Origin of the sequence: Mesorhizobium sp. M2A.F.Ca.ET.067.02.1.1 (assembly GCF_004023285.1) — a bacterium.
In the GTDB taxonomy this organism is placed as follows: Bacteria; Pseudomonadota; Alphaproteobacteria; order Rhizobiales; family Rhizobiaceae; genus Mesorhizobium.
Genome location: NZ_RZSB01001188.1, coordinates 1 through 1,096 on the forward strand (window position 1 = coordinate 1; position 1,096 = coordinate 1,096).

The window sequence follows — 1,096 nt, forward strand, 5'->3', positions numbered from 1 at the left end:
CCTCAACCATACACCAGAACCAACACACAGGATCCTCGGGTCTCCGCGTCCGCTTCGCTCCCGCTCCGCCCGTGGATGACGAACCTGCAGGCTTGCCATTGTCACGAAAATATGGATTCGATAATAGATCGAATAAAGAAATTATCTATAATTTTGCACAAACCAGGGAAGACACCGTGACCAACGCAACCGCTTCGATCGACAAGCCCTCCTTCAGCCCGCTCAAGCTGCACAGTCGTTCGCTCGCCTGGCAGATCGGCGCCGTGATCATCGGCTCGCTGTTCCTGGCGCTGTCCTCCTACATCGAGGTGCCGATGGTGCCGGTTCCGGTGACCATGCAGACCTTTGCCGTCACGCTGGTCGGCGCGCTCTACGGCTGGCGCTTCGGCGCGCTGACCATCGCCGCCTGGTTGGTTGAAGGCGCGGCCGGCTTTCCGGTTCTGGCGGGCGGCGCCGCCGGCGTGCAGCATTTCGTCGGTCCGACCGGCGGCTACCTCTTCGCCTTCCCGGTCGTCGGCGCCGTCGTCGGCTGGCTGGCCGAGCGCGGCTGGAACGGCAACCGCGTCATGCTTGCCTTCGCCGCCATGCTGATCGGCAACCTGCTTTGCCTGGTTCTGGGCACAGCCTGGCTTGCCGTCATGATCGGCGCCGAGAAGGCGATCACCTTCGGCTTCCTGCCCTTCATCGTCGGCGGCCTGCTCAAGTCGGCGCTGGGTGCCGCGACGCTGAAGCTGTTTTCGGGCAACCGGCCGGCCGATCCTCGGTAAGCCGCCGGGCGGATGACCGAACCCGACACCAGATGACCGTCAGGCTGCGCGCCCATCATCTGCTTTGCCTGCTGACCTATGTCGGCAAGGGCTACTCGCCGGCCTTCACCGCCAACTACGACGTTGTAGTGAAGCGCCTGGCCGGCGGCGAGGATATCTTGATCGTTTCCGGCCCTGACGACATCTGCGCCCCGCTGCTGAGTGAGAGCGAGCCGCACTGCCTGGGCGAAAGCGCTGCCGGGCGGGATGACGTCGCGGCTCGCGATGTCGCCGGTCTTCTCGGCCGGCCGCTCCCGGCCCGCGGTTGGCTCGAGCTCGATCCCTCGACC

General features: G+C 65.0%; 2 protein-coding genes. Both read left to right on the forward strand.

Features of this window, described 5'->3' with window-relative positions:
• The first annotated feature begins 176 nt into the window (after positions 1-176).
• The gene (locus EOA28_RS36615) at positions 177-767 is read left to right on the forward strand and encodes a biotin transporter BioY (RefSeq protein ID WP_127251908.1); all 591 of its coding nucleotides are present in this window, start codon (positions 177-179) and stop codon (positions 765-767) included.
• 32 nt (positions 768-799) lie between these two features.
• A partial coding sequence (locus EOA28_RS36620) for a DUF1284 domain-containing protein (RefSeq protein WP_128315884.1) occupies positions 800-1,096 on the forward strand: 297 nt, incomplete at its 3' end.